This is a genomic window from Aquabacter sp. (assembly GCF_965279295.1).
Classification (GTDB): domain Bacteria; phylum Pseudomonadota; class Alphaproteobacteria; order Rhizobiales; family Xanthobacteraceae; genus Aquabacter.
The window spans coordinates 164,567-179,271 of sequence record NZ_CBDIHQ010000011.1; the positions used below are offsets into that span (position 1 = coordinate 164,567).

Annotated in this window: 15 protein-coding genes and 1 tRNA gene; 3 read left to right on the forward strand and 13 right to left on the reverse strand. The window is 65.8% G+C overall.

Annotated elements, in window-relative coordinates:
* Positions 1-8 precede the first annotated feature (8 nt).
* The 4 genes from ADADO0_RS05160 to ADADO0_RS05175 all read right to left on the reverse strand — a co-directional run bounded on the left by ADADO0_RS05160 (position 9) and on the right by ADADO0_RS05175 (position 5,245).
* Complete coding sequence (locus tag ADADO0_RS05160) at positions 9-1,073, reverse strand: imelysin family protein (protein ID WP_511304031.1); 1,065 nt, start codon at positions 1,071-1,073, stop codon at positions 9-11.
* A 21-nt stretch (positions 1,074-1,094) separates the two neighbouring features.
* Complete coding sequence (locus ADADO0_RS05165; protein ID WP_511304032.1) at positions 1,095-2,312, reverse strand: di-heme oxidoredictase family protein; 1,218 nt, start codon at positions 2,310-2,312, stop codon at positions 1,095-1,097.
* Positions 2,309-3,760: a multicopper oxidase family protein gene (locus ADADO0_RS05170; protein ID WP_511304033.1), complete on the reverse strand. Its 1,452-nt coding sequence runs from the start codon at positions 3,758-3,760 to the stop codon at positions 2,309-2,311. Before ADADO0_RS05170 ends, ADADO0_RS05165 begins: the two co-directional genes overlap by 4 nt.
* A gap of 159 nt (positions 3,761-3,919) precedes the next feature.
* On the reverse strand, positions 3,920-5,245 hold the full coding sequence (locus ADADO0_RS05175) for an imelysin family protein (RefSeq protein ID WP_511304034.1): 1,326 nt from the start codon (positions 5,243-5,245) through the stop codon (positions 3,920-3,922).
* 593 nt (positions 5,246-5,838) lie between these two features.
* Here ADADO0_RS05175 and ADADO0_RS05180 point away from each other — a divergent pair.
* Positions 5,839-6,687 (forward strand): FTR1 family iron permease, encoded by an 849-nt coding sequence (locus ADADO0_RS05180; RefSeq protein ID WP_511304035.1) that lies wholly within the window; start codon positions 5,839-5,841, stop codon positions 6,685-6,687.
* A gap of 43 nt (positions 6,688-6,730) precedes the next feature.
* Here ADADO0_RS05180 and ADADO0_RS05185 read toward each other — a convergent pair whose 3' ends face one another.
* The 7 genes from ADADO0_RS05185 to msuE all read right to left on the reverse strand — a co-directional run bounded on the left by ADADO0_RS05185 (position 6,731) and on the right by msuE (position 12,709).
* Positions 6,731-7,291: a hypothetical protein gene (locus tag ADADO0_RS05185; protein WP_511304036.1), complete on the reverse strand. Its 561-nt coding sequence runs from the start codon at positions 7,289-7,291 to the stop codon at positions 6,731-6,733.
* 80 nt (positions 7,292-7,371) lie between these two features.
* Positions 7,372-8,166 (reverse strand): ATP-binding cassette domain-containing protein, encoded by a 795-nt coding sequence (locus tag ADADO0_RS05190; RefSeq protein ID WP_511304104.1) that lies wholly within the window; start codon positions 8,164-8,166, stop codon positions 7,372-7,374.
* 61 nt (positions 8,167-8,227) lie between these two features.
* Positions 8,228-9,007 carry an aliphatic sulfonate ABC transporter permease SsuC gene (gene ssuC / locus ADADO0_RS05195; protein WP_511304037.1) on the reverse strand — a complete coding sequence of 260 codons (780 nt, stop codon included), beginning with the start codon at positions 9,005-9,007 and terminating at the stop codon, positions 8,228-8,230.
* The gene (gene ssuD / locus ADADO0_RS05200) at positions 9,004-10,155 is read right to left on the reverse strand and encodes an FMNH2-dependent alkanesulfonate monooxygenase (RefSeq protein WP_511304038.1); all 1,152 of its coding nucleotides are present in this window, start codon (positions 10,153-10,155) and stop codon (positions 9,004-9,006) included. The genes ssuC and ssuD overlap by 4 nt, the downstream gene beginning before the upstream one ends.
* 27 nt (positions 10,156-10,182) lie before the next feature.
* The gene (locus tag ADADO0_RS05205; RefSeq protein WP_511304039.1) at positions 10,183-11,139 is read right to left on the reverse strand and encodes a sulfonate ABC transporter substrate-binding protein; all 957 of its coding nucleotides are present in this window, start codon (positions 11,137-11,139) and stop codon (positions 10,183-10,185) included.
* 26 nt (positions 11,140-11,165) lie between these two features.
* On the reverse strand, positions 11,166-12,122 hold the full coding sequence (locus ADADO0_RS05210; protein ID WP_511304040.1) for an aliphatic sulfonate ABC transporter substrate-binding protein: 957 nt from the start codon (positions 12,120-12,122) through the stop codon (positions 11,166-11,168).
* Between the two features lie 23 nt (positions 12,123-12,145).
* On the reverse strand, positions 12,146-12,709 hold the full coding sequence (msuE, locus tag ADADO0_RS05215; protein ID WP_511304041.1) for an FMN reductase: 564 nt from the start codon (positions 12,707-12,709) through the stop codon (positions 12,146-12,148).
* A gap of 490 nt (positions 12,710-13,199) precedes the next feature.
* On the opposite strand from msuE, the gene ADADO0_RS05220 reads away from it, so the two are divergent.
* A tRNA-Arg gene (locus tag ADADO0_RS05220) sits at positions 13,200-13,276 on the forward strand.
* 194 nt (positions 13,277-13,470) lie between these two features.
* Here ADADO0_RS05220 and ADADO0_RS05225 read toward each other — a convergent pair.
* Together ADADO0_RS05225 and ADADO0_RS05230 are read right to left on the reverse strand one after the other, a co-directional pair.
* Positions 13,471-13,830 (reverse strand): S24 family peptidase, encoded by a 360-nt coding sequence (locus tag ADADO0_RS05225; RefSeq protein WP_511304042.1) that lies wholly within the window; start codon positions 13,828-13,830, stop codon positions 13,471-13,473.
* On the reverse strand, positions 13,827-14,261 hold the full coding sequence (locus ADADO0_RS05230) for a hypothetical protein (RefSeq protein WP_511304043.1): 435 nt from the start codon (positions 14,259-14,261) through the stop codon (positions 13,827-13,829). The genes ADADO0_RS05225 and ADADO0_RS05230 overlap by 4 nt, the downstream gene beginning before the upstream one ends.
* Positions 14,262-14,311: 50 nt before the next feature.
* On the opposite strand from ADADO0_RS05230, the gene ADADO0_RS05235 reads away from it, so the two are divergent.
* On the forward strand, positions 14,312-14,599 hold the full coding sequence (locus ADADO0_RS05235) for a helix-turn-helix transcriptional regulator (RefSeq protein ID WP_511304044.1): 288 nt from the start codon (positions 14,312-14,314) through the stop codon (positions 14,597-14,599).
* Positions 14,600-14,705: the final 106 nt, after the last annotated feature.

Here is a 14,705-nt window from a genome sequence, read left to right on the forward strand (position 1 = left end):
CCCGCCCCTCAGTCGCCATCGAGCGCGTTGAAGCCGAGCGAAATGGCGAAGTAGGAGGCGATGGGGCGATAGACCGTGAGCTGAGCGCCCTTGAACACCTTCACCGCCGCCTGGACCTTCGCCAGCCCGTCCGGTGTCTGAACGGCTGCACCGAGATCGGCGGGGAAATCGGCGGCGGCCTTGTCGGCGGCATCGGCCGCCTTGCCCACGACCCATTGCGGACGGCTGGGAAGCTGCTTGGCCACTTCCTTCAGCAGCACGTCGCCGGAGGTGATCATCACTTTCACCACCTGCCCGGATCGGCCGGCGCGCCACCCCTCGGCGAGCAGAGGCTTGGGATCGCCGCCGCCGATCACCGGCAGGATGCGTGTGTCGGTCACGCGCTGGTAGGCGCCGGACAGATCGGTGAGGATCATACCGGGGACGGCCGCGACATCCGGGAACAGTGCCGGGTCACCCTTGCCGGAAACGATGGCGCCCAGCGCCCCGCTGGTCTTATCGCCCCAGGCGTCGCGCACCTCCTTGGCGATATTGGCGAGGTTCACTGAAATGGCAGTGCCGAAGGCGCAGCGATGGGCGCTCTCCGCCCCGCTCGCCAGCGCATCCGCCGCGCCCTCGTCATAGAGGAGACGCTCAAGCGCCGGCAGGCCCTGCGCCGCCGCGTTGGATTTGGCGAAACGCTCGGGCTCGAAACGGGCGTTGTCGGGATCGCCGAGCACTTCCGCCATGCCGCGCTGGATCGCGTTGCGCCGATCGGGAAAGAAATTGAACCGGTCGGCGCGCAGCGACAGGCTGATCGGGCCCATGGTGACGAACTCAACCGCGCTCCAAGCATCCGCCGTCTTGCCGAAGGCATCCTTGAGCGCCGGCACGCCAGCGGCCGCCGGCTTGGCGCAGAAGCTGGTCCAGGCCTCCTTCTGGGCGGACGTCACGGCCACCAGGGCATCGTAGCGCGGCAGGAGCCAGGCCTGGATGATCGGGGTGGGATCGAGGGCCGGCGCCGCTTGGGCGGGCGCCGCAAGGCCCGCGAAAGCGGTGAAGGCGATGGCGAGGGGACCGAACAGCGTCTTCATTTCAGGGCTCCAGCCATCTTCCTAAAGTTTCGACACATAGGCGATCAGAGCCGCACGCTCACGCTGCGGCAAGGCGTTAAACTTACGCACGGCACCATCGGCCTGCCCACCGTGCCACCGCACGGCCTCTTCGACCGAACGCGCACGTCCGTCGTGCAACAGGCCAGTGTTGCGCGCGATGGCATCTGAAATTCCCGCGAGCGGCGCGGTACGCCATTCGGAGGCAGAGGCGCCGGGCTCCGGCATCGTGTCCGCGAGGCTCGGACCAAGATCATGCAGCAGCAGGTCGCTAAACAGCCGGGCCTCGCCGCCGCCGGCCACCGGCAATGCGGGGCGGTGACACGCGGCGCAGCCGGCGGCGGCGAACAGCCGGGCACCGGTGCGGTTGGCGAGCGTCTGTGGCACCGGGAGCGATGCCACATAGGCGACGACGCGGGAGAGCAAGGGTCCGGTGATCTCGAAGTCCCCCTCCCCGCTGCGGCCCTGCGGCGCATTCCGACAATCGACCTGCGCCGGGGTGCAGTCGCCCCACGGCTCGGGATGGAGCGGCGTGGACATGCCGATATCGAGGAAGAAAGCCTCCGACGACTGGCTCGCAAGGCTCGGTTGGCCGGCCTTCCAGCCGTAGCGGCCGATGCCCGACGTCCCGTCCGGCAGCGTGACGTGACGCACCCGGCCACGCACCTGCTCCGGCTGGCTCTGCGCGACCGCGTGAATGGCCTCCGGCGGCACCTTGTCGATCAGCCCGCGCCCGCGCAGATCAGGTGCCGCGCGCAAGGACAGGCCGGTTGAGGGATCGAGCGCGCCATAGGCAAGATGGGTCGGCGCGGGTGTGCGCTTCACCCGGCCGTCGGGAAGCTTGGTATCCGTAACGGCGAGGATGCCCTCCGGCGTCAGGCCCGGCACCGCATCGAGCTGAAGCCGTCGGCCATAGACCGGATCGCCCGACCCATCGGGCCGCGCCAGAACGAGAACCGCCCCACGCCCCTCGATTGCCCCATCGATGCCGAAGACCAGCGATGCGCGCCCGTCGCGCGGGTGGCAGGAGGCGCAGGAGCGGGCATCGAACAGCGGCCCGAGCCCGTCGTCGCCGCGCGTGGACGCGGGCGCCGGAATCCAGGCGCGCTCGAACAGCGCCTTGCCGATCTTGAGATCCAAGCCATCGAGCCCGCCCGCCGCCGCCCCCGCCGCCAGAAGGCCGGCGGCGAGGCTCACGCATGCGATGGCCCACGCCCTCATGTAATGCGGAACCAGCCCATGAGGCCGGTGTCCATGTGCTCGAGGATATGGCAGTGGAACGTCCAGTTGCCGCTCGCCGCCTTGAAGGCGAATTGCACGCTTTCGTTCGGCTCCACGATCACCGTATCCGCCAGATATTGCGGCATGTTCTTCTTCTTGGTGGAGGACAGCACGCGGAACACATGCCCATGCAGATGCATGGGATGCACATGCTTCGTCACATTGGTACAGGTGATGATGTAGGTGGTGCCGGCCGAGAGGGTCTCCAGCGGCGGCACGAGGCGCAGCGCATCCTTGGTGGACCAGGAATCCCGGCTGATGGCCCAATGGGTCTTGTCGCCGACGCAGAACGAATCGATCAGCGCCTTGGACAGCGGATCATCGGCCGGCAATGCGGGGCTGACGATGGTGGGGCCGGCGGAAACCTGGAGCAGATACTCCATCCGCTTGGCCTTGGAGACGTCCGGCATGGGCGCGGTGGAGGCAGGCAAAGACAGCGGCTTGAAGGGCCGTTGGCGCTTGCCCTTGTCCACCGCCACTAAGGTTGTCAGCAGATAGGGCTCGCCGGAGCGGTAATCGAAAATCTTCACGTCCTTGCCCGGACCCGGCATCCGCACCTGGAGGTCGGCGCGCATGGCCGGCCCCATCCGCCACACCCCGTCCGGGAGCTTTTCGAGCGGCACAGGCGGCAGGAGCGCCTGACCGTCCGTGGCGATCAGCATGTCGTTGTCGCTGTCGGTGCCGAGATCGATCACGCGGGTTGCATCGGCGACGATGGCGCGCACCCGCACATCGCCATAGGCGGGGACTTCGACGCGAGGCGGGATGACGCTGCCGTTGGTGGCGCGCACGGTGCCGAAGGTGCCGGCGGTGGCCGCGCCCTCGTCGGTGCTCATGGCGATCCACTGACCGTCCTCGCCGAGGCGCCAGTCCTTCACGACGATGAAGCACTCGGCGTCGAAGGGAACCTTCTTCTCGGCGGGGTCGTCCACCACCAGCAGTGCGAACAGGCCCCGGCCGATCTGGCCGGTCTCGTCGCAATGGGGATGGAAGAAATAGAAGCCGGCGTCGGGCAGCGGCACGTTGTAGCTGAACGTGCCGCCGGGCTGGATCACGTCCTGCGTCAGCGGGGCGACGCCGTCGGAGAGGTAGGGCACGCGGATGCCGTGCCAATGTACCGTGGTGGGATCGGGCAGGCCGTTTTCGAAATCCACCGCGAGGCGCGTGCCCCGATCGAAGCGGAAGATCTTGAAGGGCTCCCCGTCAAAGGCGCAGAAATTCCGGGTGGCGGGCTTGTCCGGGCCGAGCAGCTTCCAATCCATCTCCTTGGCGACCAGCGAGATGCGCTTCACCGGGGCCGAAGGGGGCAAGGTGTCGATGGAGGCGGGAACCTGGCCGATGGCGGAGGGCGCGAGGGAGACGAGGCCGGCAGCGGCACTCCCGAGCATCAGTCCGCGTCTTGAAATCATTTTGGTCCCCGACTACCGGCGAAATCGCTCGCGGCCCTGAAGCCGCAACGCCCGGACTTCAGTCCGGGCCGCTCCGCACAAAGGAGATCATCCCCGGGGTCATGCCCCGAGAATGACAGATGAGTGGAGGGCGAACCCTTACTTCTTCGTGGCCTTCGAGGGGTTGTCCAGGCTGTCGGACCCTTCGACCTTGATCTGGATCTTCAGCGCCGCGACGCCGCGCTCGATGGCATGGGCCTGAGCCACGAGGGCGTCGACGCCGTCCTGGATCATCTTGTTGCCCTTGTCGTTCCCCTCGGCGAGCATCATGTCGTAGAACATCTCGCCGCTGTCGGCGGTGTCCTTGATGACCTTCAGCTTGGCGAGAGCCTCCTTCATCTTGGCATCGATCTCGTCGGCGATCTTCGGGTCGGCGGCGCGCACGAGGTCAGCCACCGAGGGGCCGCTCATGGTCGTGCCGTCGATCTTGGTGAAGCGGCCGTAATAGATGTCCTGGATGCCGATTTCGTCATAGTAGTGCGAGTTGTGGGTGTTGTCGGAGAAGCAGTCCTGCTCTTCCTCGGGATCGTGCAGCAGCAGGCCGAGCTTCATGCGCTCGCCGGCCAGTTCGCCGTAGGTCAGCGAGCCCAGCCCGGTGAAGATCACGGCAAGGCCAGCCTTGTCCTTCTTCTTCAGCAGCGCGACGCGGGCCTTGCCCTTGGCACCCCAGTCGTCCGACATTTCCTTCAGGTCGCTGACCAGGGTGTCGGTGGCGACGCGCAGATATTCGGCACGGCGGTCGCAATTCTTGTTGGTGCAGTTCTTGAGGTCGTAGTCGGTCCACGGGCGCTCGCCGGCGCCGCGCGCGGTGCCGTGCAGATCCTTGCCCCACAGCAGGAATTCAACCGCATGCCAGCCGCTCGCCACGTTCGCCTCGACACCGGCCGCGGAATTGAGCTGGTGCAGCAACTGCGGCGTGATCTTGGTGAGATCGATCGTCTTCTTGCCGATGCGCAGCGACTTGGAGGCGATGATGTTGGCGGTATAGAGCGGGTTCTCGTCCGACGAGGTGCCGTAGCTCTTGGTGTCCACGTAATCGATCAGGCCCTCGTCCAGGGGCCATGCGTTCACGTTGCCCTCCCAGTCGTCGACAATCGAATTGCCGAACCGGAAGCCTTCCGTGATCTGGTAGGGATCGCGCGCCTTCTTCCACGCGTTGCGCGCCGCAAGCTGGGTGTCCGCGCTTGGGTTGGCGATGAAGGCGTTGATCGCCACCTGCATCTCCTTCGCCGCCAGATAGGAGTTCGTGTACATCGCCTGCGCCAGATCGGCGTAGAAGACGACGACGTCGCGCTGCTTGGGCGCTGCCGCCTTGGGAGCGGGGGCGCTAGCGGCGGCGGGCGGCGTACTGGGCGCCTGGGCCAGCGCCGGGCCGGCAAAGCCGGCGGCGAAGGCGATGGCGGCGGCGGCAATCTGCGCGCGCATGGGTCTACTCCTGGTGATGGACGTGCCGGCGCACGGGCTGGCAGGCACCTGTTGGGCGTGCGAGCGGGCGGCTGGCATCCCCCGATCTGCGCGCCGGTAGGCACCCTAAACGCTGGCGGTATTGGGGGACAAGCACACGGAAGAACAATGGAATTATTCTATATTTACTTTAAACGCTCCACCCTGAGGTATTAGCGGCGGAGCCCCGATCGCGCCTCGTTTCCCTGTAGACCTTGCCTGCTTTACCGCCTGTAACCCTATGGAACAGAAGCGCGTCCGAACGCCGCGCCCTTTCGGCCTCGTCTGCCTAACCATCCGGTGAATACTTGAGGACAGATGCTTGGCGTCGTTAAATCTCGAATCGAATGCGGTTTGATCCCCTAGCGGAAGATAAGATTTGAACAATTCCAATCCGCTCCCGGCCTAATGACAGCCACCTGCCGCAGGTGTACCACCCACTATAGTACGAGCAACGTCATGCAGAATGCCTCCGAGGGGACGGGGACATTGTGCGTTTCCGAGGCGAAAAGACGCCACCCCTGGGGATCGCTCTAAGCGTCTCTCGCGTCAGCGCCGCAGCGAGGGGGCCCGCAATGCTCGCCGCCATGATCATCGTGTTCCGTGAAGTCCTGGAAGCAGGGCTGATTGTCGGCGTCATGCTGGCCGCCTCCGAAGGCGTCATTGGGCGCGGCAAAGTGATTTCCCTGGGCATCGCCGGTGGCGTGCTCGGCTCCGCCCTCATCGCGCTGTTCGCCGAGCAGATCTCCAACCTTTTCGACGGCTCCGGCCAGGAACTCCTCAACGCGGCGATCCTTGCCGTGGCGGTGGTGATGCTGGTGTGGACCGTGGTGTGGATGGCGAGCCATGGCAAGGAAATGGTCATGGAGATGAAAAGCGTGGGCAAGGAGGTGCGGGAAGGCCGCAAGCCTCTCGCCGCCCTCGGCATCGTCGTCGGCATGGCCGTGCTGCGCGAGGGCGTGGAAATCGTGCTGTTCATGTACGGCATCACGGTGAGCGGCGAATCGCCCATGAACGTCGCGATCGGTTTCGCCCTCGGCATCCTCGCCGGCGCCGCGGTTTCCTTCGTGCTCTATCGCGGCCTGGTCGCGATCCCGGTGAAGCACCTGTTCAAGACCACCACCATTCTCATCACCTTGCTCGCGGCGGGGCTTGCGGCGCAGTCCGTCGGCATTCTCCAGGATGCCGGCTTCATCCAGCAGCTCTCCGATCCGCTGTGGGATACCAGCTTCATCCTCGCCGACGACGGCCCCATCGGCCGCGTGTTGCGGACCTTGGTGGGCTATCGCGCCCAGCCGACAGGCATGGAAGTCCTCGCCTATGTCGCGACCGTGGTGGTGATCGTCGGCCTGTCCCGCATGGTCAATGGCCAGTTGCAGCGGCAGAAGCAGGCTGCCAAAGCCGCGAAAACCGCACGAGCCTGATTGCGAGCGAAAGCCAAACCGCCGTCGCCCGCCGGGAGCTGTCTCAGGCGGGCGATGGCACGGGAGACGCTTTGACCTCGACCTGCGCTGCGGCGATCCGGCGATACAGATTGCGCTGCCGCCGCAGGGGCCACCAGTCGTACAGGAAGATTTCCAGCGGCCGCCACAGCGCGACCCAGCCGACGATGATCAGCCCCTCGTGCAGGAAATCCGTCAGGGTGCGCTCGCCGATCCGCCCGGTGATGCCCTGAGCCAGGATGAGGCACGCGGCGAGCACCGCGAGCCCGATCGCCAGGACGATGCGGCCGGTGCGAAACAGCTCCTTCAGTTCCTGCTCCGCCACCTCGGCACGATGCGCGAAGAAATGGCGCATCGCTTCCGGCAGACCGACGGCCTGCGGCGTGCGCGCCTCGGCATCGGGCAAGAACACGACGATGCTGAGCGCCGCCGCCTTCGGTAATTCCCGCGCCCATTCGACGATATAGTCCGCAGCGTCGGAGCTGAGATCGCGCTGCCGGAACGGGAACGGGTCCAGCATGTTGAAGATCTGAGCGACATGCTCCAGACGAATCTGGATGGTCTCCACCGCCTGGTCCCCGTTCACGCCCAATCCTCCCAACCCGCGATGCCCCGCCACGTTCACGCTCTCGCAGGTCGTGGGGGGATTGGCAATGCGGGCTGCACTCAGGCGGCGGGCGGGCCCAGCAGGACGTCGAGAATCTGGCCTTCAAGCTGCGCCAGTTCAACGGAGCCCCTCCGGCGCGGGCGCTCGACGGGAACCAGCACGTCAAGCGCGATCCGTCCCTCCTCGATCAGGACCACCCGGTCCGCCAACGCGACCGCTTCCGAGACATCATGCGTCACCAGAACGGCGGTGAAGCCCTGCTGGCGCCAGATGCGCTCCAGCAATTGCTGCATCTCGATGCGGGTGAGCGCGTCGAGCGCGCCGAGCGGCTCGTCCAGGGCGAGGATGCGGGGCCGGCTCGCCAGCGCCCGCGCCAGTGCGACCCGCTGGCGCTGCCCGCCGGACAGCACGGCCGGCCATTCCCCTGCCCGGTCGGAAAGACCGACCTCAGCAAGCAGCGCCTGCGCCTGTTCGCGCCGCTGCCGCTTGTCCGAGATGTGGGAGAGGCCGACCTCGACATTGGCGACCACGCGCGCCCAGGGCAACAGGCGCGGCTCCTGGAACATGATCCGTGTGACCTTCGACTGCGCATCGCCTTCGCCCAAAGCGAGACGCCCGCCGCTCGGCTGGTCCAGGCCCGTCAGCAGACGCAGCAAGGTGCTCTTGCCGCAGCCGCTCTTGCCGATGATCGCGACGAACTGACCGGCGGGAACATGCAGGTCGATGTCGTGCAGAACCGTTTTCGGGCCGAAGGCTTTCGACACTTTGCGGAAGGTGAACGACAGGCCTTCATCGGCGGAGGGCGGGCGGGCCGCAGCCGAGACGTCCTTCGACGCGTTGAACGGAGCCGGCACGGAAGAACCGTCTTCCTCAAAGGCAGATATGCGGCGCAAAGCGATGTTCACGTCACTCTCCTCAGTGCGCCTGGAAGGCGGGATGCCATTGAAGGAACACGCGCTCCAGGGCGCGCGCCGCGCTGTCGGCCAGTTTGCCGAGCAGCGCGTAGATCAGGATCGATAGAACGACTACGTCGATCAGCAGGAATTCGCGCGCCTGCATCGCCATGTAGCCGAGGCCCGAGGACGCGGAGATGGTCTCAGCGACGATCAAGGTGAGCCACATGATGCCGAGCGCGTAGCGCAAGCCGACGAAGATGGAGGGCAGCGCGCCCGGCAGGATCACCCGCACGAAAAGCTCGGCGTGGGACATGCCATAGATGCGTCCCATCTCGGTGAGCTGGGGGTCGACCGTGCGGATGCCGTGCAGGGTGTTGATGTAGATCGGGAAGAACACCCCGAGCGCCACCAGGAACAGCTTGGCTTCCTCGTCGATGCCGAACCACAGGATCACCAGCGGGATCAGCGCGAGATGGGGGATGTTGCGCACCATCTGGAGCGTCGTGTCCGATACTTCCCGGCTGGTGGTGGACAGGCCATTCGCCAGACCCAGCAGGAAGCCGACCGAGCCGCCGATGGCGAAGCCGGTCAGCGCCCGCCAGGACGAGACATAGATGTGCCGGAAGATCTCGCCGGAGAGCGTGAGCTTCCACAAGGCCGCGACCACGTTCGATGGGGCCGGCAATATGTTCGCGGGGATGTCGCCGAGCCTGGAGGCAATCTCCCAGACCCCGATGAGGAACACCGGCAAGATCCAGCCGACCCCGTTCCCAGCGAAGCGTTTGAGCTGTGCGATCATGATGCCGCTTTCAACTGCGCCACGCCGTGGCTGCCCACCGAGAACTCATTTGCGATGGTGCGGCTGAAGCCGGCCTCGCGCCCGAGGCCGAGAGCGGGGAACAGCAGCTCCGCGACGCGATAGGCTTCTTCGAGGTGCGGGTAGCCGGAACCGATCACCGTATCGATGCCAGCGGCCTGATATTCGCGCAGGCGTTCGGCCACCTGCTCCGGCGTACCGACCAGCGCGGTGCCCGCGCCCGAGCGCACCAGGCCGACGCCAGCCCACAGGTTCGGGGCAACAACCAGCCGGTCGCGACGCCCCCCGTGTAGCGCCGCCATGCGGCTCTGGCCGACCGAATCCATCTGATGGTTGAAGCGGTTCTGCGCGCGCTCGATCTGCTCGTCGGAGACGCGGCTGATGAGCTTGTCGGCCGCGGCCCACGCCTCGTCCTCGGTCTCGCGGACGATGAAGTGCAGGCGGATGCCAAAGCGCAGCGTCCGGCCCCGCGTGGCGGCTTTGGCACGCACGGCGGCGATCTTTTCCCTCACCCCGGCCAGGGGCTCGCCCCAGGTGAGGTAAAGGTCGGTCTGGTCCACCGCGAGATCCTGCCCCGCCGCCGATGAGCCGCCGAAATAGAGCGGCGGATAGGGTGCCTGCACCGGCGCGAAATCCAGCCGGCCGCCCTTTATCTGATAATATTTTCCGTCGAAATCCACGGTCTCGCCGGACAGCAGCCGGCGCCAGATGGTGAGGAATTCGCTCGCCTGCGCATACCGCTCGTCATGCGGCACGAAGATGCCGTCGCCGGCAAGCTCGGTGGGATTGCCGCCAACCACCACGTTCAGCAGCAGGCGTCCGTTGCTCAACCGGTCGAGGGTCGCGGTCTGGCGCGCGGCGAGCGCGGGGGTGATCACCCCCGGCCGCAGCGCCACCAGGAATTTCAGCCGCTCCGTGACCGTGGCAAGCCCGGTGGCGGTGATCCAGCTATCCTCGCAGCTCTGCCCGGTGGGCAGCAGGACGCCCTGGAAGCCCAACCGGTCCACCGCCTGCGCCACCTGCTTGAAATAGCCGAACTCCGGCGGGCGCTGCTGGGTCTCAGAACCCAGATAGGAGCCATCGCCGTGGGTGGGGATGAACCAGAAGAAATTGAGGGGATCGCGGGCCATCGGGGCCTCCTGTTCGCTCGGGTTCGCTCAGCTCTGGGGACGCACCCACACCGCGTCCTTGACGACGATGGCGCGCGGAATGAGGCCGAGCTTGAAGAAGCGGTCAGCGGTCTGCTGCTGACCGGCGATGACCGCATCCGAAAGCGGGAACACGCCGAACACCTGGCGGTTGGCCGCGCGAGTCTGAGCGACGATGTCGACGCCGGTGACCTCGGACAGCACCTTGGCGACTTCAGGCCGGTTGGCATCCGCCCAGGCTGCGCTCTGCTTCAGCGCGTCCACGGCCTTGAGCACAACGCTCGGGTGGGCCGTGGCAAAGGTCTTGTTGGCGAGGAAGTAGGTGTTGACGTTCAGTTCCGCCTTGGTCGTGGTCAGCACGCGCGGCTGGTGGCGCTCCTCGGCGATGGCGAAGAACGGGTCCCAGATCGACCATGCGTCGATCTTATCGCTGGCGAATGCGGCGGCGGCATCCGCCGGGCTGAGATAAACCGGGGTGATATCCGCGAACGGCACGCCGGCCCGCTCAAGCGCCGCCACCAGCAGATTGTGCGCGCTGGAGCCCTTGGTGACGCCGACCTTCTTACCCCTGAGGTCCGCCACAGACGTGATGGGCGAAACGGCCTTCACCAGGATGCCCTCCCCTGCCCCGTTCGACGGCAAAGCCGCGACATAGACCAGATTGGCGCCGGCGGCCTGGGCGAAAATCGGCGGTGCATCACCGGTCCAGCCCACATCCACGGCCCCGGCGTTCAGGGCTTCAAGCAGCGCCGGGCCGGCGGAGAATTCCACCCATTTGACGGTGATGCCCTGCGGCTCAAGCTGCGTCTCGATCAGCTTCTGCTGCCGGGTAATGACCGGCAGGCCGGCCTTCTGGAAGCCGATCTTGAATTCCTTCAAGGCCGGTTCCTGCGCCTTCGCGGGAGAAAAGCCGAAGGCGGCGACGGCCAGCGCTAGGGCGCCGGCAAGATGGGAGAGGCGGATCATGATCGTGTCTTTCGATGGGTTGTGATTCAGGAGCGCTGGGCGGACAAGACGATGTCGCTGACGGTGATTTTCTTCGGGATCAGGCCCAGCTCCAGGAAGGTGTCGGCGATCTCCTGCTGCTGCTTCACGGCCGTTTCGGTGATCGGGTTGAACGCGATCGGATAGCGGTCGGTGGCGATCTTTTGCGCCTCGAACTCGACCCCCGTGACCTCGGCGGTGAGCGCCGCCAGCTTGTCGCGGTTCTGGGCCGCCCAAGCGGTCACGTCCCGCAGCCCGTCCAGGGCCGCCTGGAGCACGGCGGGGGATTTCGTCGCGAAGGTCTTGTTGGCGAGGTAGAAGCTGTGGCTCGCGAGGCCGTCATTGGTGGTGACGAGCGCGCGGGCGTCGTGGCGCTTCTGGGCGAGGGCATAATAGGGGTCCCACACCGCCCAGGCATCGACGCGGCCGGAGGCGAAGGCCGCCGCCGCATCGGCCGGCGCGAGGTAGATCGGCTCGATGTCCTTGTAGGACAGCCCGGCCCGCTTCAGCGCCTGGACGACGAAATTGTGGGAGCTGGAGCCCTTGGCGAAGGCGACCTTCTTGCCCTTCAGATCGGCCACGCTGCGGGCGGGGGACTCCTTCGGCACGAGCAAGGCATTCTGCGTCGCGGGTGCGCTCGCGACATAGACCAGGTTCGCCCCCGCCGCCTGGGCGAAAATCGGCGGCGCATCACCCACCGTGCCGATATCGACCGAGCCCGAGCCAAGCGCCTCCAGCAGCGGCGGACCGAACTGGAACTCCACCCAGCGCACGTTCTCAACGCCGAGCGCCTTCAGCCGGCGCTCCAGGACCTGCTGCTGGCGGGCGGCGACCAGGATGCCGCTGCTTTTCTGGAAGCCGACACGGAATTCCTTCGGCGCCTCCTGGGCCACGGCGTTGCGCTGGGACAGTGCGAAGGCGGCGGCACCGAGACCGCCGGCGAGAAATTGGCGTTTGGTGAGCATGGGATGTCTCCAAAAATCCGGGGTCAGGCGACGTTGGCGATGGACGGCCGCGGCACGACATGTGCGACGGCTCTGTCAAATTCGGCGGCCGCCTGGGCGACGCGGGCGCGGACGGCGGAATCGATGAGAACCCCGTCGCGGAAATCGTGGTCGCTTGCGTAGATGGCGGTGGGCGCGGTCTGCGCCGCGAAGAAACCGAACAGCGGCCGCAGCTGATGCTCGACCACGAGGGCATGTCGGTGTCCGCCGCCGGTCGCGGTGATCACGACAGGCTTGCCGGCGAGCGCCAGGGGATCGACGAAATCGATCAGATGCTTGAAGAGGCCGGCATACGACCCCTTGTAGACCGGCGATCCCACGATCAGGCCGTCGGCCTCCTCAATCGCGGCGATGATGGCGCGCGCCTCGCGCGGCAAAGCCGCCAAGCTGAAAGCGCCGACGCCCGGCCCGGCATCGACCAGGTCGTGAACCGAGAAATCGATGGCCCGACGCGCAGCCAGCTCGCTGCCAACCACCTCAATCAGGGCGCGGGTGCGCGACGGGCGACGGGTGCTTCCGGAAAAGCCGACAATGCGAAGCACGCTCATGACAGGGCTCCGGCGATGCGGGTCGAAAGGTTCAATTTTGACATGGCTCGACATTCGCCAGCGAAGCCGGCGCCTTAATGGAAGTTGGGATTTTGAGCTGCGGAGAGGACGAGCAACGGCCGGCGGCTCAGCGCCGGAAACCGCCGCTCCGCATACAGAGGATGTGCCGCAGATGGGACGACATCTGAAAGTCTCTCTCATTCCACTGGAGGGCGGCGCCCAGCGCCAACCGCTCCTCTTTCACCATGAAACCCAGACGAGGGCAGCGCGTCAATAACATTCTACTAAATCTATGGATTTAAAATAATAAATAACATTTAGAATCGTGAATTGAGCGTTTTGCTGCGAACAGCCGCGCCTCAAAGGCGCGCCTCCTTCCTCGGTCGCGCACCCGTGTTTCGCTTTGGCGCCCTTCGCAATACGGAGAGACAAGCGCGCCGGAGGCGATTGTCAGCACGCGGGGGATGAGGTAGACGAGAGCCGTGCGCCAGCACCCGTAGCTCAGCTGGATAGAGCGCTGCCCTCCGAAGGCAGAGGTCAGGGGTTCGAATCCCTTCGGGTGCGCCAACAATTTCAAAGACTTAGCTGGTTTTTAGCCAACAGCAGAAAAGCCCGAGTCGCCACCGAGTCGCCACCGAAACCGGAAATTCCAGGCATCGCCAGGAATAAGGAGCCCCGTCACCCGAAAGCGACGGGGCTACCAGCGGGCACGCCGGCAATGGTTATCGACCGTTTGGAGGCCCGCTGGATTCGGTGAGTCCCTATTCAGCCGTGCAGATGCCCGCCTCGGCGAGGCTGGCAACGTCGTCGATCAAGAGGCGTCCGACCACCAAGCCCAGGCAGATGTCAGCGAAGTCCGCCTTGTGGATCTTCTGGGCGCTGTAGCGGCGGTTCTCCGGGACGATCCGCACATGGTCGCGGCACCCTTCTATGCGCCGGACGGTCACCGCGAGACCGCCCTGATCGATGACATACAGGCCGTCGTGCCGAAACTCCTCACACGGCAGCATCACTACATAGTCGGTGTGGCGTCGAAGCGAGGGCTCCATCGCGTCGTCGCGGATCTGTACGAATCGGACGGTTTTCCCGAGAGAGGCTCGAACGGCAGGAAGGGCGCTCATACCCGCTCCTCCAGTTTGGTCGCCTGGCACCACATTGCGGTGGGCCTATCAGGCCAGATGGCATCCTGCGGCGGTGCATCGCTCTGTGCGGCCCTCTGAGCGGCCTCCACCGCCCAGAAGGCAATCGCCTCCATGTCGACGCCCGCGAGGTTCATGACGGCGTCGCCGCGAAACTGGGGCGGGTTCCCGAGCAGTGGCTCGTAATCCGAGTAGAGGTGGAACGCCGTGGCCGGAGTCTCATAAGCGATGCGCTCCGAGATGCCGAGTTCGGCGCAGAGCGCGCGGCGCTCTTGGAACAGCCAGCTTGCATAGGAAAGGGCACGGAACCAGCGGCGGGAGCCGGGTTCGAGGCGGGTGGTGGTGGAGGATTCGGTAACGGTGTTGGTATGCATGGGGGCTGAGTCCTTGTCGTCACGTCTTATGTAGGACATGATGTCCAACATTCGATATGACGTCAACTCAGAATCCAACGTTGGACTTTATGTCTATATCTCCCGCCCAGTGCCGCGCCGCTCGCGCCATCCTCGGTCTTGAGCAGAACGCCCTCGCCGCTGCCGCCTCGGTGTCGCGTGGCGTGGTTATCGACTTCGAGAAGGGACGCCGCACTCCCGGCACCAATAACCTCGCCGCCATCCGCACCGCCCTTGAGGCGGCAGGCATCCAGTTCCTCGCCGACGGCGACACGGCAGGCGGTGCAGGCGTCGCGCTGAAGGCTGGCGCAGGGGATGGGCTTAGGCCTGGGCAGCTAAGCGCAGAAAATGATGGGTGAGGCTGGCTGGAGGAGAGTAGCGACTGTGAGGATAGTCGCAAGCGTGGACTAGACAGCTATCAGTTACGCGTAGCATCATCCCACCAACTGTGGGAGGCGACATGCC